The sequence below is a fragment of the Streptomyces sp. NPDC104202 genome (assembly GCF_055584185.1).
This window is the reverse complement of sequence record NZ_JBVJMN010000100.1, coordinates 1-19,852: the sequence shown is the minus strand read 5'-3', so window position 1 is coordinate 19,852 and position 19,852 is coordinate 1. Positions and strand designations below refer to the sequence as shown.

At 74.4% G+C, this 19,852-nt stretch carries 24 protein-coding genes and 2 pseudogenes; 11 read left to right on the top strand and 15 right to left on the bottom strand.

The genetic code is table 11. The annotated features are described in order from the left end of the window. Positions 1-94: 94 nt before the first annotated feature. The 6 genes from ACZ60W_RS36065 to ACZ60W_RS36040 form a co-directional block, all read right to left on the bottom strand. Entirely contained in the window at positions 95-796 is a 702-nt protein-coding gene (locus ACZ60W_RS36065) for a DUF6230 family protein (protein WP_469759628.1), read from the bottom strand. Further along, entirely contained in the window at positions 793-1,407 is a 615-nt protein-coding gene (locus ACZ60W_RS36060) for a hypothetical protein (RefSeq protein WP_469759627.1), read from the bottom strand. The genes ACZ60W_RS36065 and ACZ60W_RS36060 overlap by 4 nt, the downstream gene beginning before the upstream one ends. Further along, positions 1,404-1,796, bottom strand: a complete 393-nt coding sequence (locus ACZ60W_RS36055) for a DUF6114 domain-containing protein (RefSeq protein WP_469759626.1) — start codon at positions 1,794-1,796, stop codon at positions 1,404-1,406. The genes ACZ60W_RS36060 and ACZ60W_RS36055 overlap by 4 nt, the downstream gene beginning before the upstream one ends. Then, positions 1,790-2,566, bottom strand: coding sequence for a DUF6230 family protein (locus ACZ60W_RS36050; RefSeq protein ID WP_469759625.1), 777 nt, complete (start codon positions 2,564-2,566; stop codon positions 1,790-1,792). Before ACZ60W_RS36050 ends, ACZ60W_RS36055 begins: the two co-directional genes overlap by 7 nt. Continuing rightward, complete coding sequence (locus ACZ60W_RS36045) at positions 2,563-3,057, bottom strand: DUF6114 domain-containing protein (protein WP_469759624.1); 495 nt, start codon at positions 3,055-3,057, stop codon at positions 2,563-2,565. The genes ACZ60W_RS36050 and ACZ60W_RS36045 overlap by 4 nt, the downstream gene beginning before the upstream one ends. Positions 3,058-3,158: 101 nt before the next feature. Further along, positions 3,159-3,839 carry a DUF6230 family protein gene (locus ACZ60W_RS36040; protein ID WP_469759623.1) on the bottom strand — a complete coding sequence of 227 codons (681 nt, stop codon included), beginning with the start codon at positions 3,837-3,839 and terminating at the stop codon, positions 3,159-3,161. Positions 3,840-4,028: 189 nt separating this feature from the next. Between ACZ60W_RS36040 and ACZ60W_RS36035 the strand changes: the two genes are divergently transcribed. Continuing rightward, positions 4,029-4,631 (top strand): TetR/AcrR family transcriptional regulator, encoded by a 603-nt coding sequence (locus ACZ60W_RS36035; protein ID WP_469759622.1) that lies wholly within the window; start codon positions 4,029-4,031, stop codon positions 4,629-4,631. A 47-nt stretch (positions 4,632-4,678) separates the two neighbouring features. On the opposite strand, the gene lepB is transcribed toward ACZ60W_RS36035, so the two are convergent. Both lepB and ACZ60W_RS36025 read right to left on the bottom strand, forming a co-directional pair. Further along, the gene (gene lepB, locus ACZ60W_RS36030) at positions 4,679-5,284 is read right to left on the bottom strand and encodes a signal peptidase I (RefSeq protein ID WP_469759621.1); all 606 of its coding nucleotides are present in this window, start codon (positions 5,282-5,284) and stop codon (positions 4,679-4,681) included. 120 nt (positions 5,285-5,404) lie between these two features. Beyond that, a complete protein-coding gene (locus ACZ60W_RS36025) occupies positions 5,405-6,469 on the bottom strand; it encodes an AraC family transcriptional regulator (RefSeq protein WP_469759620.1) in 1,065 nt (354 codons plus the stop codon). A gap of 198 nt (positions 6,470-6,667) precedes the next feature. On the opposite strand from ACZ60W_RS36025, the gene ACZ60W_RS36020 reads away from it, so the two are divergent. After that, positions 6,668-7,075, top strand: coding sequence for a Rieske (2Fe-2S) protein (locus tag ACZ60W_RS36020; protein ID WP_469759619.1), 408 nt, complete (start codon positions 6,668-6,670; stop codon positions 7,073-7,075). On the opposite strand, the gene ACZ60W_RS36015 is transcribed toward ACZ60W_RS36020, so the two are convergent. Then, complete coding sequence (locus tag ACZ60W_RS36015; RefSeq protein ID WP_469759618.1) at positions 7,062-7,742, bottom strand: cysteine hydrolase family protein; 681 nt, start codon at positions 7,740-7,742, stop codon at positions 7,062-7,064. The two genes, ACZ60W_RS36020 and ACZ60W_RS36015, sit on opposite strands and share 14 nt — an antisense overlap. 77 nt (positions 7,743-7,819) lie before the next feature. Here ACZ60W_RS36015 and ACZ60W_RS36010 point away from each other — a divergent pair, with 77 nt between their 5' ends. Further along, positions 7,820-8,287, top strand: coding sequence for a pyridoxamine 5'-phosphate oxidase family protein (locus ACZ60W_RS36010; protein WP_469759617.1), 468 nt, complete (start codon positions 7,820-7,822; stop codon positions 8,285-8,287). Positions 8,288-8,341: 54 nt separating this feature from the next. On the opposite strand, the gene ACZ60W_RS36005 is transcribed toward ACZ60W_RS36010, so the two are convergent. Then, positions 8,342-9,244 (bottom strand): LysR family transcriptional regulator, encoded by a 903-nt coding sequence (locus ACZ60W_RS36005; RefSeq protein ID WP_469759616.1) that lies wholly within the window; start codon positions 9,242-9,244, stop codon positions 8,342-8,344. Positions 9,245-9,318: 74 nt separating this feature from the next. Here ACZ60W_RS36005 and ACZ60W_RS36000 point away from each other — a divergent pair. Further along, a pseudogene (locus tag ACZ60W_RS36000) lies at positions 9,319-10,293 on the top strand (DMT family transporter); the annotation flags it as partial. 13 nt (positions 10,294-10,306) lie between these two features. On the opposite strand, the gene ACZ60W_RS35995 reads toward ACZ60W_RS36000, so the two are convergent. Further along, positions 10,307-11,641 (bottom strand): aminotransferase class I/II-fold pyridoxal phosphate-dependent enzyme, encoded by a 1,335-nt coding sequence (locus tag ACZ60W_RS35995; RefSeq protein WP_469759615.1) that lies wholly within the window; start codon positions 11,639-11,641, stop codon positions 10,307-10,309. A 35-nt stretch (positions 11,642-11,676) separates the two neighbouring features. On the opposite strand from ACZ60W_RS35995, the gene ACZ60W_RS35990 reads away from it, so the two are divergent. Next, positions 11,677-12,348: a pyridoxamine 5'-phosphate oxidase family protein gene (locus ACZ60W_RS35990; RefSeq protein ID WP_469759614.1), complete on the top strand. Its 672-nt coding sequence runs from the start codon at positions 11,677-11,679 to the stop codon at positions 12,346-12,348. A gap of 16 nt (positions 12,349-12,364) precedes the next feature. After that, a complete protein-coding gene (locus ACZ60W_RS35985) occupies positions 12,365-13,009 on the top strand; it encodes an FMN-binding negative transcriptional regulator (protein ID WP_469759613.1) in 645 nt (214 codons plus the stop codon). 138 nt (positions 13,010-13,147) lie between these two features. Here ACZ60W_RS35985 and ACZ60W_RS35980 read toward each other — a convergent pair whose 3' ends face one another. From ACZ60W_RS35980 to ACZ60W_RS35970, 3 genes are all read right to left on the bottom strand, one after another. Continuing rightward, positions 13,148-14,113, bottom strand: a complete 966-nt coding sequence (locus tag ACZ60W_RS35980) for a DMT family transporter (protein ID WP_469759612.1) — start codon at positions 14,111-14,113, stop codon at positions 13,148-13,150. A gap of 178 nt (positions 14,114-14,291) precedes the next feature. Continuing rightward, positions 14,292-15,359: an EamA family transporter gene (locus ACZ60W_RS35975; protein WP_469759611.1), complete on the bottom strand. Its 1,068-nt coding sequence runs from the start codon at positions 15,357-15,359 to the stop codon at positions 14,292-14,294. 41 nt (positions 15,360-15,400) lie between these two features. After that, the gene (locus ACZ60W_RS35970) at positions 15,401-16,258 is read right to left on the bottom strand and encodes a hypothetical protein (RefSeq protein WP_469759610.1); all 858 of its coding nucleotides are present in this window, start codon (positions 16,256-16,258) and stop codon (positions 15,401-15,403) included. A gap of 196 nt (positions 16,259-16,454) precedes the next feature. Here ACZ60W_RS35970 and ACZ60W_RS35965 point away from each other — a divergent pair, with 196 nt between their 5' ends. Both ACZ60W_RS35965 and ACZ60W_RS35960 read left to right on the top strand, forming a co-directional pair. Continuing rightward, entirely contained in the window at positions 16,455-16,679 is a 225-nt protein-coding gene (locus tag ACZ60W_RS35965; RefSeq protein WP_469759609.1) for a hypothetical protein, read from the top strand. Positions 16,680-16,748: 69 nt separating this feature from the next. Beyond that, positions 16,749-17,177: a type II toxin-antitoxin system Rv0910 family toxin gene (locus ACZ60W_RS35960; RefSeq protein ID WP_469759608.1), complete on the top strand. Its 429-nt coding sequence runs from the start codon at positions 16,749-16,751 to the stop codon at positions 17,175-17,177. 64 nt (positions 17,178-17,241) lie between these two features. Here ACZ60W_RS35960 and ACZ60W_RS35955 read toward each other — a convergent pair whose 3' ends face one another. Next, a complete protein-coding gene (locus ACZ60W_RS35955; protein WP_469759607.1) occupies positions 17,242-17,859 on the bottom strand; it encodes a PadR family transcriptional regulator in 618 nt (205 codons plus the stop codon). 326 nt (positions 17,860-18,185) lie between these two features. Between ACZ60W_RS35955 and ACZ60W_RS35950 the strand changes: the two genes are divergently transcribed. From ACZ60W_RS35950 to ACZ60W_RS35940, 3 genes and pseudogenes are all read left to right on the top strand, one after another. Then, positions 18,186-18,704, top strand: a complete 519-nt coding sequence (locus tag ACZ60W_RS35950; protein ID WP_469759606.1) for a hypothetical protein — start codon at positions 18,186-18,188, stop codon at positions 18,702-18,704. 88 nt (positions 18,705-18,792) lie between these two features. Next, positions 18,793-19,638, top strand: a complete 846-nt coding sequence (locus ACZ60W_RS35945) for a DUF4097 family beta strand repeat-containing protein (protein WP_469759605.1) — start codon at positions 18,793-18,795, stop codon at positions 19,636-19,638. Between the two features lie 62 nt (positions 19,639-19,700). Further along, a pseudogene (locus ACZ60W_RS35940) lies at positions 19,701-19,852 on the top strand (ABC transporter); the annotation flags it as partial.

Sequence of the window (19,852 nt, the reverse complement as noted above, 5' to 3'; positions counted from 1 at the left end):
CCCCCCCCCCCCCCCCCCCCCCCCCCCCCCCCCCCCCCCCCCCCCCCCCCCCCCCCCCCCCCCCCCCCCCCCCCCCCCCCCCCCCCCCCCCCCGCTACGGCGTCCCCGGGGTGCCCCTCGGCGCGGCCGGGGCGGGGCAGGCGACCGCCCCCGGCCGGACGGCGAGTCTGAGCTTCGGCGTGGTGAGCAGGCCGGGGATCCGGAAGTCCTGGGCCGTGCCGACGATCCGGTCGAACTTCGCGTAGCGCGCCTGGATCCCGAACCGGTGCGGGGGGCTGTCCAGCGGGTTGACCACGTACGCGCCGCCGGCGTCCTTGACCGTCCGCACGTCGGTGCCGTCGACGTTGAGGTCGACGACGCCGTCCATGTCGAGGACCCCGGTGGCGCTGCGCAGGTCGAGGACGGTGTTCTCGGTCCTGATCTCCCAGGAGCCGGGGTCGTCGTCGCCGAGGGTCAGCAGCAGCGTGTACGTCGCTCCCGCGATCTCCTGCCGCCGGCTCAGGCACAGACCGTTGAGCACGCCGTCGGCGAAGCCCATGCGGAGCACCCGGACGGTGCCGGTGCTGCCGTCGGGCCGCACGACGGCCTGGTCGACGACGGCGGCGCCGTACTGCGTCCCGTACAGGCTGCTGGTGGTGAAGTCGACCGGCCGGTCCTGGACCCGGAGCCCGACGGCCAGCGCTCCGCCCGCCATGGCGGAGCCGATGCCGGCTGCGGCGAGCAGCGCCGGCAGGGCGACGGCGAGCGAACGGCGCCAGTGGGTGCGCCCCTCGACGGGGCGGTCGCCGGGGCTCACGGGGTGGTCACCGTGATGGTCCCGGGGAGGTGGACGGGGTTGTCGGTGGAGTCGAGGGCGGCGTGGTCGTCGACCGTGCGGATCGCGTAGAGGTCGCCGACGAAGTCCTCGGCCCCGGCGGTGAGCGGGATGAACGAGCCGAAGAAGTCGAGGAGCCCCTGCACCCCGCAGATCCTGACGAGCACCCGGACGCAGACGTGGGTGATGTCGCCCCACATCGTGGTCGTCTCGGGCTTCCCCGCGCTGTCGTAGCCGCCGAGCGAGCCCTCCCCGGGCACGTCGATGGTGACGGTGTGTCCGGCCGCGCGCTGGGTGACGTTCATATGCGAGCGGATCTTGAGCTTGGTGAAGGTGTACCGGGTCGTGGTCCGCGTCGTGCCGTCGGAGAGCCGGATCGTGACGTTCTTGTCCACGGTCATCGAGACGGCGACCATGCTGGAGATCGTGACGTGCAGCGGGTCGGGGGACGGCAGGAACGGCACGCCCAGCGGCACGGGGGCGGCGGACGGGCCCGCGGCGCGGCTCGGCTGCCCCGACCAGAGGGCCGTCACCACGGCGAGCAGCAGCGCGGCCGGCACCGCGAACACCTTGTGCCGCGCCCGGCCGGTCACCGCTCCACCGCCTCGCGCGGCCGGCGCGGGCGCTTGGCGCCCCATCCGACCGTCATCGACCCGCCGAGGACCCCGAACAGCATGCCGAGGAGGAACCCGCCGAGGTTCGACACGACCAGCGAGACGACCGCGAGGACCGCACCGATCAGCCCGAAGGTGTAGCGCTGGGAGGGCAGCGCGATCGGGATGAGCCCGCAGAGGATCATCCCGCCGCCGACGAGGTAGCCGGCGATCCCCCCGAAACCCGTGCTCACGATCAGCTGGAGCGAGCTGAGGGAGAACTTGAGGACGGTCCAGCCGCCCGCGACCAGCCACAGACCGCCCCAGAACGGCCGGGTGCGGCGGAAGGCGCGGAACCAGAGGCGCGCGGCCCGCACCCGGCTCAGCATGTCGTCGCCGATCCCGCGACGACCCTGATCCTGAGGTCCGGCAGGACGAGCGCCCCGGCCATCTCGGCGTCGTACGCGGTGGCGTTGAGCCCGTGGAGCTTGATGGAGCTGCCGCCCTCGCCGCCCGCCGAGCCCAGTCCGAAGCCGCCGGGCAGGGCGCCGGTGAGCGGTTTCCCGGCCACGGTGACCTGGTCGGCGGACTGGCCCAGCACCGCGTTCTGGAGGGTGGTCGGGCCGTACGCCTGGAGTTCGGTGGCCTGGATGTAGAGGTCGGAGGCGTCGATGTCGGTGGTGAACGTGCCCGGCGGTGCCGCCGTCACCTTCTGGCCGCCCGTCAGGAGCAGCGAGTACGGCACCCCGGCGATCGTCTGGTGGACGATGCCGCACAGCCCCGCGAGCCCCGCGCTGGCGAAACCGACGCGCGCCATGGCCGTGTTCGTGGTCGAGGTCCCGTCCGGCCGGCCCACGGCCGGGGTGTTGACGATGGCTCCGAAGCCGGTCCCCTGGACGCCGTTGGAGGTCAGGGTGAAGGGCTGTCCCGTGACACTGAAGTTCGCGGCGAGCGCGCCCTGCGCCAGCGCGGTGCCCAGGGCTCCGACGGCGAGGACCGAGGGGACGAAGGCGAGCGCTCCGCGCCCCCAGCGGGTGCCGCGCCGGGTCCCGTCGGCCGCCTCGGCGAGCATCCGGGCGTTCCAGTCGGCGACGGCACGGGGGCCCGCGGCACGGGCCCGGGCGAGGGCGGGGCCGAGGCGGTCCGTCCTGCGCGTCATGCGGATCCGCTCCCCATCGACAGGGGCGGTACGGACGGTGGGCCGGCCGGCCGCCGCCCGCGACGGAGCGGGCCGCCGCCCTTTCCGGCCGGCTTCTCGGGCAGCCAGGCGAAGGCCATGGAGCCGCCGAGGACGGAGAGGAACATGCCGACGAACAGGCCGCCGAGGTTGGAGAGGGGGAAGGAGGCGACCCCGGCGATCACCGCGAGGACGCCGGCGGTGTGCCGCTGACCGGGCATCAGCAGGATCAGCGCGGCCATCGCCATGAGGACGACGCCGCCGGCCATGCCGGCGATCCCTCCGACGCCGACCTGGAGGATCCTGCCGAGCGGCGCCATCGGCAGGAAGAAGATGACGAAGCCTCCGGCCCCGGTCCACAGGGCCGCCCAGAAGGGGCGGGTGCGGCGCCAGCGGCGGAACGCGCGGCGTGCGCGGTGCGGTCGGCCCGGGGCGGGCCCCTCGGTCGGCTCGGGCGGCGGATCGGTGCTCATGGATGCCTCACAGCGGTGGGTCGGTGGGGAGGGCCGGGGCCCCGCGCACGTACCGGTCGCACGGGGTCCCGGCCCGTGAGGGTGGCGGTCCGGACGAGGGGTCAGCAGCCCTTGTCGCCGTGGGCGATGCCGATGGCGAGGTCGGGCAGGGTGATCGCGCCGGAGATCGTGGCGCCGTTGGCGTCGGCGTTGAGGTTCTTGATGTCGGTACGGCCACCGGTGGCGTCGAGGCCGAACTGGCCCGGGGTTCCGTCGTCGATGCCGGTGCCCTTGATCCCGGCGCCGTCGGCGGCGGCACCGATGACGTTCGGGGTGGCGTCGCCGGCGTTCAGCGTGGCGGTCGCCGCCTTCAGCGACTGGGCGTCCAGGACCAGCTTGCTGGCCTGGAGTCCGGCACCGGCGACGAGCTGGTCGCTGGTGAGCGGGGTGGCCGCGGCGGGCGAGGAGATGTTGAGCGACCAGGTGCCCAGGCTGCCGATGACGGGGAGGTTCACGGACTGGACGGCGTGGACGCAGATGCCGTCGAGCCCCGCCTTGGCGATGCCGACCTCGGCGGCGCCCTTGGCCCCGCCGGCGTCGATGGTGTGCATCACCGCGCCGATGCCCTGGGGCGCGGCGACGGTCTTCGAGCTGAGGGTGAAGGGGACGCTGGTCAGCGAGAGGTTCGCGGCGAGCGCGCCCTGGACCATCGCCGTGGCCATCGCGGCGACGGCCGCGGTCGCCGGAAGGGCCAGGAAGGCCGATCTGCGCCAGCGGGTGACGCCTCTGGTCTCGTTCTGCATGTGGTCTCCAACCGTCGTCCCGCACACGGCGCGCGGGTGGGGAGGTGAACGCAGCCGGACGCCCGCGGCCTGATGGTCCGAGACGGATGACACTGTGCGGCTGCTTGTTCGAGAATTGGACACTCTTGGAAGGAGTGTCAACACTTCGGACAATCCTGGGAAGAATTGCCGCTGGACTAGGCTTGGCCGATGCCACGGTTCAGGGAGACGGTCCGGACGCTGCTGCGCGAGCGGCTCCTGGACGCCGCGTACGAGGCGGTCGCGGACCGCGGCTTCGACAAGCTGCGCATGGCGCACCTGGCCGACGCGGTCGGCGTCAGCCGCCAGACGCTGTACTCCGAGTTCCCCTCCAAGGAGGCCGTCGGCGAGGCCCTCTTCCGGCGCGAGCTCGAACGCTGCCTCGTCGGCATCCAGCAGGGCCTGGACGCGCACCGCGACGACCTGCACGCGGCCGTCGAGGCGGCCGTCGGCTTCACCCTCACGCTGGCCGGCCGCAACCCGCTGATCAAGGCCATGCTGACCAGCACCGGTGAGGACGGACTCCTCTCCTACCTGACCACGCGTTCGGCCGCGGCCTTCGACACGGCGACGGCGATGGTTGACGCCTACGTCACCGAGGCGTGGCCGAGCGTCGACCCCGTCGCCCGCGAACTGGCCGTGGACGCCGCGGTCCGGCTCACCGCCAGCCACATCGTGCAGGCCGGCCCCTCACCCGAGGCGTCCGCCCGCCGCGTCGCCGACACCGTGGTCCGGGTCGCCCTGAGCACCGGCCCCCAGCCGCCACGGGCCTGACTCCCGGAGCCCTGGCCGTCACGCTTGCCGCCCCGGGTCCCCGGCCGTCACGGGGCCGGCCCCCGGTACTCCTCCAGCACGGGCAGGTTGCCGAGGTCCCGTTCCGAGGTCACGGGGAAGGCCCGCAGGCCGATCCGCCCCTCGACCCGGCCGATCTCGCCCCAGCCGTACACCCGGGAGTCGTCGGACAGATCGGGGTTGTCGCCCAGGTAGAAGAACGCCCCCTCGGGCACCGTCCTCAGCTCCGGCCGCCCCGACCGGGTCCCGTCCGGCGCGCAGCAGGCCCCCGTACGCCGGGCCTGCGCCCACTGCGGCGCGACCACCCGGTGGACGGGACCCCGCCCGCCCTCCTGGAGCAGGACGAGGAACGGCTCCTCGGGCGTCGACACCACCGCCACCCGGTCCCCGGGCAGTCCGATCACCCGCTTCACCAGCAGCGCGTCCCTGGCCGTCGCCCGCAGCAGCACCACGTCGAACCGGTGCGCCTCGCCCTCCGACCCCGGCGCCACGAGTACCCGGTCGCCCGGACGGAGCGTCGGCGTCATGCTCGTCCCGTCCACCCGCACCCCCAGCGCGGTCACCGCCGCTCCCGCCACGACGCAGAGCAGCACGGCCACGCCCGCCGCGGCGCCCGCCGCCCGTCCCGCCTTCACCGGTCCACGCCCCCGGACCCGTCCGTCTCGGTCATGGCGGGACGGTAAGCGCGCCCCCGCGCCGGGGCCGTGACCGTACCGCTCAGGGTTGTTGACCCCGGGGCGCCCGCCCCCGGGACCTCAGTCCGCCCGGTCGCCGGGGGCCGGGGGGTCCGTCGGGTGGGAGCGGGCGCGGTAGGCGCGGGGGGTCTCGCCGGTCCAGCGGCGGAAGGCGCGATGGAAGGCGCTGGGTTCGGAGAAGCCGAGCCGGCGGGAGAGGTGCTCGATGGAGACGCGGCCGACGGTCAGCTCGGCGAGGGCGTGGTCACGGCGCACCTGGTCGCGGAGGCGCTGGTAGGTGGTGCCTTCGGCGGCCAGCCGGCGGCGGAGGGTCTGCGGGCTGACGGCCAGCCGCTCGGCGAGCTGTTCGGGGGTGGGCACGGGCCCTGCGGGGAGAGCGCGGCCGATGAGGTGGCGCACCCGGCCGCTCGCGGTACTGCCGTGGTCGGCGCGGACGAGCACGTCGACCGGGGCGCGGCGGAGGAAGGCCCTGAGGGCCGCCGTGTCGCGCAGCACGGGTTCGTCGAGGTCGGCGCGGTCGAAGACGGCGGCGGTGCGGGCGGCGCCGAAGACGCAGGGGGCGCCGAACAGGAGGGCGTACTCACGGGCGTGCCGGGGTGCGGGGTGGACGAACTCGACCCGGCGCAGACCGGTGCGGCGCCGGATGAGCCAGCCGGCGAAACGGTCCGCGACGAGCACGGTGGACTCCGCGCCGAAGTGGAGCGGGTCGTCGTACGCGGAGACGTCGAACTCCACGCGGGCCTCGTCGGGTTCGCCGTCCCCACCGGGCGCGGGCTCGACGAGCCGGAAGCGCGGCCCCGCGGGGAAGAGGGAGTAGAAGGTCTGGCAGCGCCGGAGCGCCTCGCGCAGGTCCCGGCTGCCGTGCACCGCGACGTGGGCCATCATGGCGAAGGTGCCCACCTTGCTGGGCGCCCCGCCGAAACCGATCAACTCGTCGTCCAGCGTGGCCCACACCATCCGCAGCAGCCGGCAGAACTCCTCGGCCGACACGCGCGCGCGGGGTTCGCCGACGAGCGTGGCCGGCAGCCCGGCGCGCGTGAGCAGCGGCGTCACGGCCACCCCGCGCCGCTCCGCGCCCAGGAGCACGGCCCGTACGTGATGGGCACCGACCGAGTGCGTCGGCATGCACGGCCCCCGTTCCGGCGTTGTCGGACGGCCCCGAGCCACCCCCGAGCGTGGACACTTTCATCTTCAGGTGTCCAAGTTCCGACACTCTACTGTGAACTGTAAGGCGACCGAAGACCCCATCCTGTGAACGGGACACAGCTCACAGCCGTACCGTCAGGTGCCGACAGCAGTGCACCGAGGGAAGAGGGGCAGTACATGAGCGGAGTGGCACGCCGGACGGTGGTCGCGGCGGCGGGCAGCGCGGGCCTGGCGGCGGCGCTCGCCGCCTGCGGGGGCGGCGCGGACGACAAGAACACGGCGGTGGACACGCCGACGGACGCCCCGCTGGCCAGGACGGGGGACATCCCGGTGGGCGGCGGGAAGGTCCTCGCCGACAAGGGCCTGGTGATCACCCAGCCGAAGGCCGGCGAGTTCAAGGCCTTCTCCTCGAAGTGCACGCACGCGGGGTGCGCCGTGGGCTCCGTCGAGAGCGGCACGATCGTCTGCCCGTGCCACCAGAGCCGCTTCGACGCGTCGGACGGCAGCGTGAAGGCCGGTCCCGCGACGGCTCCGCTGCCGCCGATGCCGATCCAGGTGGTGGGCGAGGAGATCAGCCTCGGCTGACGGCGCCCCCGCTCCGCCCGGCGTTCCCGGGGGTCTTCCAGCACGCCAGTACGTCGTCGGTCGTCGTGATCGTGGCGACCAGCGCGAGGGTGTGCCGGATCATCGCGGGGGTGTAGTCGGCCGGCACCCCCGCGATGGCGTCGCCGGGCACGACCACGGTGTAGCCGAGGTTCACGGCGTCGAACACGGCGTTGGGCACGGCCACGTTGGCGGAGACGCCCGTGACGACCAGCGTCCGGCAGCCGAGGTTGCGCAGCAGGGGGTCGACGTCCGTGCCGGCGAGCGGCGAGAGCCCGTGCAGGCGGCGGACGACGAGGTCCTCGTCGGCGACCTCGATCGGTTCGGCGATCCGCACCGCCGTACTGCCGCTGTGCTGCTGCACGGGCAGCCGGGCGGCGGCCCGGAACAGCCGCGCGTTGGAGTTGGCGCCCCGTCCGTCGGGGCGCCGCTCGGCGACGGCGTGCACGACCTGGACGTCGGCCCGGTGCGCCGCGGCGACCAGCCGCGCGACGTTGCGCAGGGCGCCGGACCTGCGGGCAGCCAGGGCCAGTTCGGGCAGAGCGCTCTCCGTACCGACGACTCCCTGCTGGCACTCGACGGTGAGCAGCACGACCCCGCCGTCCGGCCGGAGGCGCTCCCCGAGCCGTTCTGCCGCACTCTGCCCCATGGTCTCCCCCTTGCACGCACGTGGATGGCCCTCCATGCTTTCTGACGTCTCATCAGAAATCTAGAAGGGTGCGCACGATGAGCGTCGCACAGCGCCGCGGACGCCGGATCATGATGACCCCGGCCGAGCTCGACTCCTTCCTCGCCGAACAGCGCACCTGCCGGGTCGCCACCGTCTCCGCCGACGGCCGCCCGCACGTCAGCGCGCTCTGGTTCGCCTGGGACGGCACCTCCCTGTGGCTGTACTCGATCACCCGCAGCCGCCGCTGGGCGGAGCTCCGGGCCGACCCGAGGATCGCGGTCGTGATCGACGACGGCGAGGAGTACGGGGACCTGCGCGGGGTCGAGCTGTCGGGAACCGCCGTCTTCGTCGGCGAGGCGCCGCGCACCGGCGCCCCCTGCCCCGAACTCGACGTCCCCGAACAGCTCTTCGCCGCCAAGAACTTCGGTCTCGCGGAGATGCCCCATGACGGCCGCCACGCCTGGCTCCGGCTCACCCCGGACGCCGTCGCCTCCTGGGACTTCCGGAAACTGGCCTCCCTCTGACGGGCCGGGCACCACGGGCCCCGGACCGCCACGGACCGGGACCCCGGCCGCCGCTCAGCTCTCCAGCGGCCCGGCGGCCGCGCGCAGGGCGTTCACCACGGCCCGCACGGAGGGGCGGCGTCCCGCGTCGGCGCGCCAGGTGGCGTAGATGTGGCGGCGGACCGGCTGGCGCACGGGGACGAAGACGACGCCGTCCGGCACCGGTCGGCCGAGCCGCGGGGTCACGCAGACCCCGAGGCCGGCCGCGACGAGCGCGAGCTGCGTGTGGTGCTCGCCCGCCAGATGGCCGATGCGCGGCTCGATGCCCTGCGACCGCAGGGTGAACATCAGCCAGTCGTGACAGAACTCGCCCTCCGGCCAGGACACCCACTCCTCGTCGGCGAAGTCGACCAGGTCCACGGCGTCCCGCCCGGCGAGCCGGTGCCCGGCGGGCAGGGCCACGTCGGCCGTGTCGTCCAGGAGGTGGGCGCGCTGCAGTCCCCCGGGCACGGGCGCCCGCTTGTTGCTCCAGTCCAGGACGAGCGCGAGGTCGGCGTCGCCGCGGAGCACCGCGCGCACCCCCTGCTCGGGCTCGCGCTCCGTCGTGCGGACGCGGAGCTCGGGATGCCCCTCGCGCAGGGCGGCGAGCGCGGCGGGGAAGAGCCCGCGGGCGGCCGTCGGGAAGCCGGCGACCCGCACCTCCCCCACGACCTGGCCCCGCTGGGCCTCGATGTCGGCCTGGGCCAGCTGGACCTGGGAGAGGATGCGCGCGGCGTGCTCGGCGAGCAGGAGCCCGGCGTCGGTGAGCCGGACCCCCCGCCCGTTCTTGGCGAGCAGCTGCTGCCCCACCTCGCGCTCCAGCTTGGACAGCTGCTGGGAGACGGCCGAGGTGGTCACGTGCAGGCCGTCGGCCGCGCCGCTCACCGAACCGTGCCGCGCGAGGGCGTCGAGCGTGCGGAGGCGCTCCAGATTCAACATGTAAGGAATGCTAAGGGAAGAGGTCGAGGAATTCTCGCTTGTCCTACGACGTCCGTCCGGTCACCCTGAGGGGCATGAGCCCCGCAGCCCCGCCCTCCCCGGCACCCGCCCGCACCGCAGCCCCCGTCTCCCCCGCCGCCCCCGGCCTCGCGACCACCGCTCGGCCCGCCCGCGGCGCGCGGCTGCTCGACTGGCGGGTCCGCTTCGGCGCGCTCGCGCTGATCTGGGGTTTCAGCTTCCTCTTCATCAAGGTCGGCACGGAGGGCTTCGCCCCGTTCCAGGTCACCTTCGGACGGCTGCTGTTCGGTACGGCGGTGCTCGCCGTCGCCCTCGTCGTGAAGCGCGACCGCCTCCCGCGCGGTGCGCGCGTCTGGGGCCACCTGACGGTCGCCGCGTTCCTCCTCAACGCGCTGCCGTTCTCGCTGTTCGCCTACGCGGAGCTGACGATCCCCTCGACCCTCGCGGGCATCTGCAACGCGACCACCCCGCTCTGGGGCATGCTGCTCTCGCTCGTCGCCCTCTCCGAGGACCGCCCGACCCGCGTCCGTGCCGCCGGCCTCGGCATCGGCTTCATGGGCGTCCTCACCGTCCTCGGCGCCTGGCAGGGCTTCTCCGGCCTCGACGTCACCGGTACGGCGCTCGCCCTGCTCGCCTCCTTCAGCTACGCGGTCGGCTGGATCTACGTCCGCCGCACCCTGGCCGGCACCGGCGCCTCCCACCTCTCCCTCGCCGGCTCCCAGGTCGGCCTCGCCACGCTCCAGCTCGCCGTCGTCACCCCGCTCTTCACCTCGGTCCCCCACTCCGTCGAGCTGCTCCCCCTGCTCGCCGTCATCGCCCTGGGCGCGCTCGGCACCGGGTACGCGATGCTCCTCCAGTACGGCGTCGTCGCCGAGGTCGGCCCCACCACCGCCTCCATGGTCACGTACTTCATCCCCGTCATCGCCACCACCGCCGGCGTCGCCCTCCTCGACGAACACCTCACCTGGAACACCCCCGTCGGCGCCCTCATCGTCCTCGCGGGCGCCGCCCTCACCCAGACCCGCCGCCGCTGACCCCCACCCCCTACCCGAAGCTCCGCGCCACCCCCCTCCGCGCCGCCCCCGCCACCGCCTCCGCGAGCGGTTCGATGTCGGAGGGGGCGAGGAAGGAGACGGTGAGCCGGACGGCCGGCCCCGTGTCCATGCGGAAGCGCGCACCGGGCGCGACCGCCCAGCCGTCGGCGACGAGGCGGGCGACGGCGGCGGTCTCGTCGGCGACGGGGACCCAGACGTTCATGCCGCCGCGGCCGTGCGCGGGGACGCCGCGGCGGGCGAGGGCGCGGACGAGGCCGTCGCGGCGGGTGCCGTAGGAGCGGGAGACGGCGGCGGGGTCGACGGCGTCGGCGGCCCAGAGGTGGGCGACGGTGCGCTGGAGGAGGCGGCTGACCCAGCCGGGGCCGAGCTGCTGGCGGCCGAGGACGCGGTCGAGGGTCTCGGGGTCGCCGGTGAAGGCGGCGATGCGCAGGTCGGGGCCGTACGCCTTGGCGACGGAGCGGACGAGGACCCAGTGGTCGGTGACGCCGGCGAGCGGGTGGAGCGGCTGGGAGACGATGCCGTGGCCGTGGTCGTCCTCGACGAGGAGGACGTCGGGGTGGGCGGCGAGGACGCGGCGGAGTTCGCGGGCGCGGTCCGCGGTGACGCAGGCGCCGGTGGGGTTCTGGGCGCGGTCGGTGACGATGACGGCACGGGCGCCGTCGTGGCGTACGGCGCGTTCGACGTGCTCGGGGAGCGGCCCGTCGTCGTCGACGGGGACGGGGACGGGGCGCAGACCGAGCGCGGGGACGAGGTCGAGGAGGCTGCCCCAGCCGGGGTCTTCGACGGCGACGGCGTCGCCGGGCCTGAGGTGGGCGGCGAGGACGCGTTCGACGGCGTCGAGGGAGCCGGAGGCCACGCCGACCGGTCCGTCCGGCACGCCGTCGGCGTCGAAGGCGGCGCGGGCGAGGCGGGTGAACTCCTCGTCGACGGGGGCTTCTCCGTACAGGCCGGGGTGGGCGGCGTACTGCCGGGCGACCTCGGCGAGGGCGTCGCCGAGCGGGGGCAGCAGGGCGGGGTCGGGGCTGCCGTTGCTGACGTCCCGGACCCCGGCGGGGGCGTCGACCCGGAGGGAGCCGCGGGCGGTCGTGGCGGGGCGGGGCCGTACCCGGCTGCCACGCCGGCCGTCCGTCTCGATGACCCCGCGTTCGCGCAGGGTGCGGTAGGCGGCGGCGACCGTGTTGGCGTTGACGCCGAGCGTCTGGGCCAATTCCCGCATGGGCGGCAGCAGTTGGCCGGGCTCCAGGGCGCCGGCCCCGACTCCGCGCTCGACGCTGGCGGCGATGTCCGATGCGCGGCGACCTTCGATCCGATACTCTCCTAGCACAAAATAGATTATGCACTAGTGCAATGGAGTCCGCAATGACCGCCGCCGCCGAGACCTACACGCCCACCGACCGGACCGTGCCCACCCGCTCCCGGGAGCGCGCGTCGTACGACAAGGCCCTGGTCCACTCGATTCTCGACGAGGCGTACGTCTGCCACCTCGGCTTCGTCCGCGACGGGGCGCCGGTGGTGCTTCCCACGCTCTACGGCAGGGTCGGCGACCGGCTCTACGTGCACGGCTCGACCGGCTCGCGCCCGCTGCGCGCCACCGGGGACGGGGTGAAGGCCCCCGGCCTGCCCGTCTGCCTGACCGTCACCCACGTCGACGGTCTGGTCCTGGCCCGGTCCGCGTTCCACCACTCCCTCAACTACCGCTCGGTCGTCGTCCACGGCACCGCCCACCAGGTCACCGACCCCGAGGAGCTGCGCACCGCCCTCGACGCGCTCGTCGACCACGTCGTCCCGGGCCGCTCCGCCGACTCGCGGCCGGCGAACGCCAAGGAGCTCGCCGCCACGGCCGTGATCCGGCTGGACCTGGACGAGGTCTCGGCGAAGGTCCGCACCGGCGGCCCCAACGACGACGCCGAGGACCTCGGCCTGCCCCACTGGTCCGGCGTGGTCCCCCTGCGGGGCGGTTACGGCGCCCCGGTCCCGGCCGACGACCTCGACCCGGCCGTGGCCCTGCCCGCCTACCTCTCCGCGCTCTGAGGGCGGCCTGACCCCGATGCTGATCCATCCCTGGGACGCCGCGCACGACGAGGGCGAGTGGCGCGCGTGGCTCTCCCGCCACGACTTCGGCCAGCTCGCCGTCAACGGCCTGCCCGGCGATCCGCCGTGGGTGCAGCCGCTGCACTTCCGGTACGACGCCGAGCCCGGCCCGTACGGCCGTGTCCTGGCCCACCTCGCCCGCCCCAATCCGCTGTGGCGGGCCGTCGAGGCCGGCCCCGTCGTGCTGCTGAGCGTGGTCGACGACTACGTCTTCGTGCCGGGCACCTGGACGGCACCCGCCGACGCCCCGGCCGCGCACGGCACCCCCACCTCGTACTACGCGGCCGTCCAGTTGCGCTGCACCGCGCGCGTGGTCGACGACCCGGCGGAGAAGGCCGAACTGCTCAACCTTCAGGTCGCCCACTTCCAGCCGGAGGGCGGCACCGCGCCCGCCGCCCCCGGCGAGGCCCCGTTCGGCCGCATGCTCCCGGGCATCCGCGTGCTGGACCTGGAGGTGACCGAGGTGCGGGCCAAGTTCAAGTACGCGGGCAACAAGCCGCAGGACGTCCAGGACCGCGTGGCGGAACGGCTCGCCGAGCGCGCCGGCCCCGGCGACCTGGCCGCCCGCGCCCACCAGCTCCGCCGGCGCACCGGCGGCTGACGCCGTCCGTCCCCACCGGCCGCACGGACGCCTTATCGGCCCCACCGGGACCGGTGGGGACGCGGCCCGCCCGAAACCGGCGGTCGGCGGGGGCGCGGACCGCCCGAAACCGGCGGGACCGCACCCCGGCCCGAAGCCCTAGACCGCCACCGGCTCCTCCCGTCGGCGTTCCACCACCGCCGTCCGGGCCTCGGCGAAGGCCAGGCCGGTGACCGCGGCGAGCAGCAGGAGCGTTCCGAGGACGATGGCGGCGGTGAGCTCCTCACCGAGGAGCGAGACGGCGATGACGGCCGCGCTCACCGGTTCCAGGAGCATGATCACGGAGACGGTGGCGGCCCGGACGACGGCCGCCCCCGCGAAGTAGAGCGCGTAGGCCAGCGCCGTGGGGACCGCGGCCACGTAGAGCAGCAGGAGCACCACGCTCAGGGGCGCTTCCGTGTGCGGCACGAGTCCCTCGGCGAGCCCGGCCGGCAGCAGTCCGGCCGCTCCGATGGCGAAGGCCCAGGTGGTGGTCGCCAGGGCGTCCGCGCCTCCGCCGCCGCGGCCGAGCCGGCGGGTGAGCAGCGTGATCGCCGCGTACCCGGCCGCGGAGACGACGGCGAGGAGGACGCCCAGCGGCCGCACCTCCGCCGCCCCGCCGCCCAGGACCAGCACGGCGAGCCCGGCCAGCGCGCCCGTGACGGCGGCGATCCCGCCCCGGCCGAGGCGCTCCCCCAGGGTGAGCCGGGCGCCGACGGCGATGAGGACGGGGCCCGCGCCGAGGGTGACGACGGTGCCGACCGCCAGGCCCGTGGCCTGGACGGCGGCGAAGTAGGCGCTCTGGAAGACGGTGAGCCCGATCCCCGTACCGAGGATGCGGGCCGTCCGCCGGCCGCGGGGCTCCCCCGCCGTGCGGGCGGCGCGCCGGGGCCGCACCGCGAGCGCCCCGAGGAGCAGGACGAGACCGCCCACGCAGCGCCAGAACGACAGGGCGAGCGGCCCCATGTCGCTGATCCGGAAGATCAGCGAGGCGGCGGCACCGGCCGTGCCCCAGGCGATGCCGGCGACGATCAGACAGAGCAGGCTCCGCCCGACGGACAGGGCGGATTCCGAGGAGTTCGACACGTGACTTCTCCGTGGAAGACAGGAGGGAAAGGTGGTCGCTGGGATCCGCGCGCGGGCAGCGACGAACCGCTCGGGGGCGGATGTCCGCCCGGCCGAGCCCGGTCTTCGTCGAGGAGGAAGGCTCCGCGCGCGCTAGGCGGCGGGAGGCGGAAGCACGGTCTTCTGCATGGGGCGCACCCTACGGTCCGGTCCGACCGCCGGACAACTCCGGATCCCGTCCCGCCACGGACTCACCGGAACCGGCGGCACCGTCACCGGCTCCGTCGCCGCGCTCGGGCACGACGGCGGGCATCGCCTCCACCGTCGGTCCGGAGCCCGCCACGGGCCCGGCCGCCGGGGCCTTCGGCGTCGACGACTGCGCGATGAAGGCGCCGACGAGCACGACGGCACCACCGATGATCTGGGGCGCGTCCAGGTGCTCGCCGAGCAGGATCCAGGCGAAGGCGGTCGCGATCACGGCCTCCAGGCAGGCCACGACACCCGCCACCTGCGGGGAGAGGCGGCGCACCGAGATGACGCCGGTGACGTACGCGAGGACGGTGGCGACGAGGACGATCCAGCCGAGCAGCAGCCACGCGGGCACGCTGCTGCCGTCCATGTCCGCGCGGCCGCCGAGGAGCGACCAGTCCATGGTCCAGGGGCGGGCGACGGCGGTGAGCACGAGCGCACCGATGAGCAGTCCGTACGCGATGACGCCGAGCGGGTCGGCCTGCTCGGCCTCGTCGGAGCCCTGGTCGGAGAGGACGAAGTAGCCGACCTGGCAGCAGGCGGCGGCGAGCGCGAGGAGCAGGCCGAGGAGGTCGAAGCTCAGGCCGGACCAGACCTGGACGACGCAGGCGAGCCCGCCGGCGGCGAGGATCACGCCGAGGGCGGCGGCGCGCGTCACGGGCCGCCGCTGCACGAAGCGGACCCAGCCGAGGACGAGGGCGGGCGCGAGGTACTCGATGAGCAGGGCGACGCCGACGGGTATCCGGGAGATCGAGGCGAAGTAGAACGCCTGGACACCGGCGACGGCGAGCAGGCCGAAGCCCACGAGGAGGGCGGGTTTGCGTCGCAGGAGGTCACGGTGGCGCCAGGCCACCGGCAGCATGACGAGGGCGGCACCGGCCACCCGGAGCCACACCACGTGCAGCGGGTCGAGCCCCGCCTCGATGAGCGGCTTCGCCGCCACACCTGAACCACCGAATGCGAAGGCCGAGGCCAGGGCTAGTCCCAGGCCGGCGCTTCTCCCCTGAGACGCGTACATCAGGCCATCATGACAGGACGCCGTCAGGTGCGTAACCCCCGTCACACCTGTTGAGACGACTCCTCACCGCGGGTGTCGGGGCGGGTGTCGAAACGGACGCCCGCGTCGGCGCGGCCATGGACGTCGAGCGCCCCGCCGGCGGCACCGGCCCGCGCCTGCGACACCCCTGCGCACCCGTCGACACCGGCCCGCGTCCCCGACACCCCTGCGCACCCGTCGACACCGGCCCGCGCCTCCGACACCCCTGCGCGCCCGTCGGCACCCGCCCCCACACCGACCGCCCCGTCCGCGCCCGCGTCCGGACGGCCGTCCGCGCCGGTGTCCGCGGCGTCGCCCGGACGAAGGCGCGCGCGCTCGCCCTCCTCGACCCCGGCGGCGAGCGTCGCCGGATCGACGCCGGCACGGCGCAGCACCTCGGCCGCGCGGCTCTCGGGATCGGCGGCGACGACGGAGAGGAGGTCGAGGCCGTGCACCCGGTCGTCGCCGCGCTCGGCGGCCCGCCGGAAGGCGCCTTCCAGGGCGGTGGTCGCGGCCGGGGACCAGCCGGAGGCGCGGGCCCCCTGGGGCGCGGCCTCCCGCACGGCGGGGAGGAGACGTCCGGCGCCGGAGTCCTCGACCGAACGCTGCCACCGGAGGCCGTAGCCGATGGACCGCTGGGCCAGGTAGCCGAGGGCGCGGGCCAGCCGTCGGCCGTCGAACGCGGCGCGCACCTCGGGGTCGGACTCCAGCAGTCCGTGCAGGAGGTGCGCGGTGTCGATCTGCCGGTCGCCGTCCCGGAGCGCTCTGCGGCGGGCACCCGTCACGACCGCGCCGAGCGAGGGGGTCAGGAAGGAGACGAGCTCCGCGCGCAGGGCGGCGGGCTGCCGGGGCGGCGGGGGAAGCGGGACGGGATGGTGCACCCTCCCACCTCATCAGGCGGAAGCGGCCGGGGCATCACCGGGGAGAAGCATGTCCGCATCCCACCGGGGTTGGGCACGGGTGCACGGTTCCTCCTCCTTACGGATGAGATTGCATGGACGGGCCCCATGAGGCGCGCGCCGCCTTGCTTCGCGCCCCTCTTGCAACCACAGGCCCCGTGTCCCACGTCTTCCGGTCGTGTTCTGGATGGTGTCCCTGCTCGCGCACGACGGGCGGCAGTACGTGTACCGGGTGTACGCGCCCCGGGAGGCGCTGCCCGCGGATCTGTTCTGGGCCGCCTTCCACTGCCACGAGGAGGACGGGGCACCGCGGGCCTCCGACTGCTTCGACGCGGCCGAGATCTGGTGGATCGGCGACGGTGCGGGGCCCGCGGCCGCAGAACTGACGGTTCATCAGTATTGAATGTTCACGGCCGTCCCGCTACGTTCCGCGACACCGGAACCCAGTTGGCACGCGTGAAGGGGTGGTCTCATGGCCGAAGTCAGCGCGGAGGCACGGATCGAGGCGCCGACCGGGAAGGTCTGGGCGCAGCTCACGGACTTCTCCTCGTACGGCGAGTGGAACGCCACCCACACCGACTTCCCGCACGGCGGGCCGGCGCCCCTCGCGGCGGGAGCGACCTTCACCGAGAACATGAAGCTGATGGGCTTCCCGGCCGAGGTGCTCTGGACGATCGAGGAGCTGGAGTCCGAGCGGGCCTTCGCCATCAAGGGAAAGGGACCCATGGGCGTCGTGGTCACGACCCGCTACTCGCTGGAGCCGGACGGGGACGCGACGACGGTGCGGATCGACGGGGAGTTCACCGGTGCGGCGGTGTCCCTGATGGCGGGCAAGCTGAAGGATTCGGCGACGGCGGCGCTCACCGAGTCCCTGCGCAAGCTGTCGGGCCTCGTCGCCTGACCCGCACCCACGACGAGGGCCCCGCGGCGGTGTGCCGCGGGGCCCTCGTGCCGACGGACGGCCGTCAGCCCTCGTCGGCCAGGATCAGGTACAGCTTCTTGCGGGCCTCGTTGATCACGCCGACGGCCTTCTGGCGCTGCTCCGGGGTGCCGGTCTTCCAGACCTGGCCGAACGCCTCCATCAGACCGAAGCCGGCCTGCCGGATCTCGTTCACGGCCTCCCAGTCGACCCCGCGGCCGGCCTCCTCCCACGGAGCGTCCGGACCTTCCTCGGCCTCGGCGCGCCCCGCCTCGGTGAGCGTGAACAGCTTCTTGCCGCCCTCGCTCGCGCTGGTGATCAGCCCCTCGTCCTCCAGCATCTGGAGGGTCGGGTAGACCGAACCCGGACTGGGCTTCCAGGCCCCGTCACTGCGCTCGCCGATCTCGCGGATCATCTCGTAACCGTGCATCGGCCGGTCCTTCAGCAGCGCGAGGATCGAGGCGCGCACGTCACCGCGTCGCGCCCTCCCCCGGCCACCGCCGCCACGCCCGCGCCCTCCGAAGCCGCCCCCGAAGGGACCTCCTCCGAAGCCCGGGCCGAACGGCCCGAACGCGGCCCGTCGCCCTTCGAAGTCCCCGCGGGGGCCGCAGCCCCCACGACCGGCTCCGTGTCCGTTTCCGTACTCGTGTCCAGGTGAACGCATCGCAACGCTCCTTCCATCGGGATTCATCGTCGAACTGTCGCGATGCCTCAACGATATATCGGAACCGCTCGCCGAGCAACAACCGAATGAGTACCGCCCCAAGGTGGACCCCCGACGTCGGCCGGCGTCGCATCACCACGGGTGGCGCCACATGACACCGAATGGCACCAGATGGCGCCACCCAGACGCTGTCGACGCCACCCCACTCCAGGTCAAACACCCACCTGAATCCCATTTCCGCAGGTCAGGACGGTAACCACGACACCCTGGATGCCATGACGCATCAGCGCTTGCGCGTGGCGCCATGATGGTGCCATGATGGCGTCATGGACCTCACCCCGTATGTCGACACCCTCCGCCGCGAACTCGCGGTGGCCGCCGAAGCCGGCGGCCAGGAAGCCCGCGAGCTGGCCGACCGGCTCACCGCGCCCCTGGAGTCGGCGGCCCGGCTGACCATGCTCAACGTGCTCTCCGCGGCGACGGACGAGATCACCCGCGAGCTCGCCCCCGGCTCGGTCGACGTACGGCTGCGGGGGCTGGACCCCGACTTCGTGGTGACGCTGCCGCCCACCGGCGGCGAGGCCCCCTCGGAGCCCCACGCCTCCGTCGAACCGCTCGCGGCCCCGGCTCCCGCCGAGGGGGACGAGGGCGGCACCGCGCGGGTCAACCTGCGCCTGCCGGCCCATCTCAAGGCCCGCGCCGAGGAGGCGGCCGGCCGCGAGGGCCTGTCGGTCAACGCCTGGCTGATCCGCGCCGTGGCGGCCGCGGTCGACGGCGGCGGCCGGCCGCGCACGACGGAGAAGACCCGGTCCGTCGGACAGAACTTCACGGGCTGGGTGCGCTAGACGGCGCACCCCGCCCGCCCGCACCACTTCACCCAGACCACGTCCCACCAGCGGGGACGCCCTGAAGACCCAAGAGGACGGGACAGCCATGCCTTCTTTCGACACCCCCGAACCGATCTCGGCCACTGCGCGCGTGGACGCCGGGTCCATCCAGTTCACCGCGACCGACCGTCTCGACACCGTCGTCGAGGTGCGGCCCCGCGACCCGAAGAAGGACCAGGACGTCCGCGCCGCGGAGCAGACGGAGGTGTCCTGCGCGGGCGGCGTGCTGACGGTCAGGACGCCCAAGCAGCGCTACCTCGTGGGGCGCACCGGCACCGTCGACGTGACGGTCGAACTCCCCACCGGTTCGCACGTCGAGCTGACCGGCGCCTGGGCGCAGGTCCTCGGCGAGGGGCGCCTCGGCGAGGTCCGCGTGAAGACCTCCGCCGGTGACGTACGGCTCGACAGCACGGGCCCGCTGCACCTGACGGCCTCGCACGGCTCGATCACCGTGGACCGGGTCGAGGGCAAGGCGGAGATCACCACCAGCTCGGGCAGCCTGCGCGTCGGATCCGTCGACGGCCCCGCCGTCCTGAAGAACTCGCACGGCACCACGACGATCGGCACCGCCACCGGTGACCTGCGGGTCAGCGGAGCCAACGGAGACATCGACATCGCCCGCGCCGGCGGCTCGGTCGTGGCCACCACGGCACACGGCACCCTGCGCGTCGGCGAGGTCGCCCGCGGAAAGGTCCAGCTGGAGACCTCGTACGGCGCCATCGAGGTCGGCGTCCGGGAGGGCACCGCCGCCTGGCTCGACGTCAGCTCCGGCTCCGGCCAGGTGCGCAACTCGCTCACCGCCTCCGAGTCCCCGGCGGAGACCGAGGACACCGTCGAGGTCCGCGCCCGCACCCGCCACGGCAACATCGACATCCGCCGCGCCCGGGGCTGACCCCCGCCTCGCGCCCGCCCCGCGCCCACCCTCTCACCCACCCCATCGAACGGGAGGGCTCCATGCCTTCACCTGTCATGTCCACGTCGAACCGCAACGACGGTCCGCAGCCGCCCGCCGCCATCACCGTCGAGGGACTGCGCAAGTCCTACGGCGACAAGAAGGTCCTCGACGGCATCGACCTGCACATCCCCGAGGGAACCGTCTTCGCCCT